This is a genomic window from Aporhodopirellula sallentina SM41, from assembly GCF_000346505.1.
Lineage (GTDB): Bacteria > Planctomycetota > Planctomycetia > Pirellulales > Pirellulaceae > Rhodopirellula > Rhodopirellula sallentina.
The window spans coordinates 1-5,459 of sequence record NZ_ANOH01000414.1 but is presented as its reverse complement, the minus strand read 5'-3'; the positions used below and the strand labels follow the sequence as shown (position 1 = coordinate 5,459).

Below are 5,459 nucleotides of genomic sequence, written 5' to 3'. Positions count from 1 at the left end.
GGATCGAGACTTCCATGAACTCGTTGCTCAGACGATTTTCCTTTGAGATCTTCCCACCGCCGCCGGTCAACCAACGCGACAATTTCTTCAACGCGGAGGAAGCTTTCGGTTTATCGCCTTCACCGCCGAGCGGGACGGCCGGGCCAACCGCCGAAAATCCCCAAGCGGGAACATCAACGATCAGGTCAGTGCCGTTGCCCGATGATGCGGCATCGAAAACCGAAGCGGCGTTGGGTGACACCTTTCCCGATACGTGAACGCCGGTGCGAGCGGCCGGGAACGAAGCGTGCATCAACAGAACGTTTTCCGCCGATTGGCTGGTTTTCGGCTGTGCGTTTTCGATTCCCGTGCGATACACAGCCGAACCGACCGGGAACCCCAGCGACGCGGCGACGTTGGCGACCACCGTCGTGGAATCCTCGCCGTTGTCGATCGCCTGAAACGCGATCTCCGGATTCACCAATGCGGCATACCCGATCACGTTTCTTTCCGATTGGAGCCGGAGGTCGTCGTGCAGACGCGATCGGCGGCGTTTGAGGTCGGCGACCGTCTCCGCCGAGGCCGGTGTGGCTTTGGGGGCGGCGCCGTGATGGTAGGGTCGCTCGCCATCGGTGAAGTAATCGTCAATCCGCCAGAACCGTCCCAGACATAATGACCAGGACGCGGCCCGGCGAACGTCGTGGAAACTGTCGCATCCCCCACCCGGCCAATGAACCATCAACGCGGTCGCGATTTCGCCTCGGTCGATTTCCTCGCCCAATTTGGTCGAAAGGGTCAGGAATGAACTTTCGTCATCCGCATCGATCGGTTTGGACGTCAACGCCTCGACTTCCTGGTCGCCTTCGCCGAGCAAGACCTTCGATTCATCGTCAAAACCACGTCCGTTGAGAAAGTCGACCGGAACGATGCCGTCGAAACCCGCCGCGGCGATCGCGGGCACCCACTCACCGGCGATCCCGCCACCGAGTCGGCCGTACACCGTCAGCGGCCCCGTCCCGACATCACGAACCGCCCGGACCGCACTGGCGATTCGTTGTTCCGACGCGGCAATCGAATGTTCGTCGAAGGAAAAATCACTCGACGGACCGCCCCCGAGCCAACCGACCGAGTTCGGCTGTGGGGATGGCTGGTCGGCGGGTTGTCCGCCATTGGGCGTCGCATCGACACCGGGAGTTTGATCCGCAATCCGCGGCGACGGTGGTTTCTGGTCGTTTCGCTCGAGCGCCTGACGGAAACGCTCGCGTCGCTCTGCCGGTCCGTCCGCGACTGCAACCGCAACGTCTTCGTCGACCAGGAGGTTTTCGGGAGTCGGCAGTGCCGTTCGCGGCACGGAATCGCCGTCGAGCGGTTGTTGCGGCGAGGTCGAACGTGTCTCCAACCATGAATCGATCGTGCCTGGGGTCAGCAACGTCAGATCGATCAACGAGGGATCCGACGAGAAATAATGGTCTCGTTCCTCGGCCAGGGCATCGAAACAGTCGTGCATCGCCTCGGTCGCCTCCCGCAATCGACCGTCGACGAACGCCCGTGCGGCTTCGACGAGCCGGTTCTCGAAATGCAGGTGATCGAGGTTGCTGGTGTACCGCAGGCGCCGCGTCAGGACCTGGGTTTGCCACCACGTGTAACCCAACGCAAAGAAATCGTGCTCACAGATAACCGATTGCGAGGGCACCAAATCGGTCCAGCCATTCTTTCGAGGGGCGTTCGGCTTTTGCGGTTCGTCTGTGGGTTGCGAGGCGTTTGCACTGCCGGAGCCCTGTTGGCCGAATGCCTGTGCGTCGGGGTCTTTCAGCATCGAGACCGCCGCGGCGATTTTCTCGAGCGTATCGGCCCGGCTGGAAACGCGGATCCGGATCTCGTGGCTGGTCCCTTCGATCGGGCTGTGGTGCGAAACGGCGGCTTGGTCGACCGCCGCCCGCAGTTCGCCGGGCAGCGTCGTCACGCAGACTTCCGGCACGACCAACAATCGGACGGGAGTTTCGGTCGGCTGCGTTGCCGGATTCCCGTTTTCAATTCCTGCGGAATCGCCTGCTGAACCGTCAGAGGAAGGGACCGCGAAATCATCCGACGATTCGGTGGCGGTGGACATCGCAGGCGGCAAGTCGTCGCTGCGATGCCAAGTCGGGGCACTGCCAATTTCGGCGATTAATCGTGGGTGCCAGACGGCGGTCAGACCACCCAACAGGCTTCGCGCACCGGCAGGATCCAATCGGGAAGGGAAATCTTCGATCGTGCTGCACGGAATTATGACACAGCACTCAGCAAAAAGCGGCATGAGCGACTAAAATTTGACGGGAAGGGCGGAAAACGAGATACTAATCGGAATACAGCCCCACTGGCACCTCCCGCTCCGCGGAAACTATTCTCAATTTGAAACGTAAAAGAACTACGTTTCCCTTTTCTTCTACTTAATTCGTGTGAAAGACAACCATGGCAGGCTCCGCCGGCGTTTGGGGAATTGAAATTGGTCAAAGTGCTCTCAAAGCACTGCACTGCGTCAAAGACGGCGATGAAATCGTCGCCGACCAGTTCGATTTCGTCGAATACCCGAAAATTCTCAGCCAACCCGATGCCAATCCCGACGAACTGATCGCCGAAGCGATTTTGCAGTTACTCGATCGGAACGAATCGATCCGGGACAAGGTCTGCATCAGCGTTCCCGGCCAGAGCGGATTGGCGAAGTTCTTCAAGCCGCCGCCGGTCGATCTGAAAAAGATCGCCGACATCGTCCGCTACGAAGCCAAACAGCAAATTCCGTTTGAGTTGTCCGACGTGATCTGGGATTACCAGATGATGCCGGGGGCTCAGATCCAGGAAGGCTACGCTCTCGAAAGCGAAGTCGGGTTGTTCGCGATGAAGCGTGAACAGGCATATCGTCAATTGGCTCCGTTCGACGAAGCCGACATGCAGGTCGACCTCGTCCAACTCGCACCGATCGCGCTTTATAATGCGATCGCGTACGACCGGATGCACGAGCGGCTCGAGAACGAAGAGTTTGACGCCGACAACCCGCCGACCTCGACGGTGATCCTTTCGATCGGTACGGATTCGAGCGACCTGATCATTACCAACGGGTTCCGGATCTGGCAACGCAGCATGCCGATCGGCGGTAACCACTTCACGCGTCAATTGACGAAGGACCTCAAACTCACCTTCGCCAAAGCCGAACATCTCAAACGGAACGCTCGCGAAGCGGTCGACCCGAAACTCGTGTTCCAAACGATGCGGCCGGTCTTCAACGATTTGGTGACCGAGGTCCAGCGTTCGATCGGCTTCTTCCGAAGCATCGACAAGAAAGCCGAGATCACCGAACTGTTGGTGACCGGTAACACAGTCAAGATGCCTGGCCTGGCGGCTTACTTGGGCAAGAACCTCGGTTACGAAGTTCAAATGCTGGACCGTTTCAACCGCCTCGGCGGCGACGACGTCTTGTCGATCCCGACCTTCCGCGACAACGCACCGACGTTCGCGGTTTGCTACGGGTTGTGCCTGCAAGGGCTCGGCATGAGCCAAGTGCACACGACGTTGGTTCCGCGTGAAATCCTGACGCAGCGGATGATCCGTGCGAAGAAGCCGTGGGCGTTGCTCGGACTGACCGCGATTCTGATCGGTTCAACGGTCCAGTACGGTTTGACCCAACGTTCCTGGGCGACGACCCATGACAACGTGTGGAAAACGGCCAAGAGCGCCGTCTCCGACATGTCCAACCACAGCTCAGAGGAAAAGACCAAAGACGCTGACCTGGAAAGTCGCCTGCTGTTTTTGAACTCACTCGGTGAAGAAATCACCGGTGATAATGACGAGCGATTGCTGTGGCTCGAACTGTTTAAGACGATCAACGAGATGATCCCGCGTGACGAATACGAAGACGGCAAACTGCCCTCGCCTCGCGAGAAACCGTACAAAGACCGCATCGACATCCATATCACGGATATCGAAACCAAACACTTCGACGACCTCAGCATTTGGTACACGGAGATCCTCGACAAACGCTACAAAGAAGAGATGATGAACTACGCCGATCAAACGGGGTACGTTCTTCCGGAAGAGTTTGCCGAAGACACCGGACCAATCGAAGAAGGCTGGGTGATCCAACTCCGAGGATACCACTACTACAACAGCCCCGAGCGGATGGGTTACGAAGGCAGCAACCACGTCCGTCGTCACTTGACGAGGAACTTCATCGAGAAACCGATCACGTTGACCGGCCCGAACGGAGAAAAAGAAACGTTCACGCCGCAAGAACTCGGCATCAGCTACCCGCTGCAACTCGATGAGAAGCAACCGGTCCTCGTCCAAGTGCGTAACCCGGACTACGACCCCAACAGCCTCGCGGCTCGCATGGTCCCTTCCGGCGGCCTTCCACCGGATCAAGAACTGATCGGGCCGGACGGTGAAACGTTGGTCTACGATCCGCCGACGCTCGAAGAACTGCGACTCGATTTCGTCTTCCAGTTCGTTTGGAAGCCGACTCCTTGGAGTGCTCGCATGGAAGCCAAACGTTTGGCCGCCGAAGAAGCGGCAGCCGAGGCCGAGAACGAAACACTCGTCGAGCCTGACGTTACGATGTAGATCGATCGAAACGACGTGGGTCAACAAACCGACGTCTACTGACATTGGACCGCCGCAAAACCTGCGGTCCGTTATCGAGCGGCTTTGAAAACCAGCCGCCGACGAATCCAACACCCCCACTCATCGCCTTCTCTTCGAACATCCACGGCACGTGCTGATATGGAACAACTCAAACCAGCCTTAGAATTCCTGAAGAAGTACGGCTTCTGGCTTTCAGTCGGCGTTATCTTGCTCGGTTCACTCGGCGTTTGGTTCAAAGTAACCAGCGACCTGGTGGCTGAGAGTGATTCCCGCGCCAGCGCGATCCGTGGTGACATCAGCAAAGTCAAAAGCGTTCGTTCGGAGATCCCCACGCACCCCAACGCGATCTCCCACGAGAAGATGGAAGAGATGATCGAAAAACGGGAGGATCAGGTGCTCGACGCCTGGAGTACCGTTTTCGAGAAACAAAAAGACATTCTCGTTTGGCCCGAGGAAGAACTGAGCGACGAGTTGCTCGATCACTATCGCGACAAGATTCCGATCGAGTCGTATATCAGCTTCCCGATTCTCGAGGAACAAAAGATCCCGACGGCGTTGCTGCAACAGTATCGCTACTACATCGCCAACGTCCTGCCCAGCATTGCGAAAATCGCCAAAGCCGAATGGACGGCCAGCTTCGACACATCATCCAGCGCACGCGCCGGCGGGATGGGAATGGGCGGCATGGACATGGGAATGGACATGGACATGGGGATGGGCAGCCGCATGGGCATGGGCACAGGCATGAGTGACATCAGCATCAGTGGTGTCAAAAAAGGACCGCTCGTTCGTTGGTCCAATGGTGCCCAGTCCGAATTGGTCAGCGAACTGTTCCCGTGGGCGTCCCGACGCCCGAACGAACTGGA

At 58.1% G+C, this 5,459-nt stretch carries 1 protein-coding gene and 2 pseudogenes; 2 read left to right on the top strand and 1 reads right to left on the bottom strand.

Translation table 11 applies throughout. The features are described 5' to 3' along the window. Positions 1-2,182, bottom strand: a pseudogene (locus RSSM_RS27050) (hypothetical protein); the annotation flags it as partial. A 248-nt stretch (positions 2,183-2,430) separates the two neighbouring features. Between RSSM_RS27050 and pilM the strand changes: the two are divergent. Together pilM and RSSM_RS33995 are read left to right on the top strand one after the other, a co-directional pair. Then, positions 2,431-4,572: a type IV pilus assembly protein PilM gene (gene pilM / locus RSSM_RS27045; protein WP_008687243.1), complete on the top strand. Its 2,142-nt coding sequence runs from the start codon at positions 2,431-2,433 to the stop codon at positions 4,570-4,572. 159 nt (positions 4,573-4,731) lie between these two features. Then, positions 4,732-5,459, top strand: a pseudogene (locus RSSM_RS33995) (hypothetical protein); the annotation flags it as partial.

Coding starts and splice junctions, on each gene's coding strand:
- pilM (WP_008687243.1), top strand. CDS start 2,431: ATGGCAGGCTCCGCCGGCGTTTGGGGAATTGAAATTGGTCAAAGTGCT.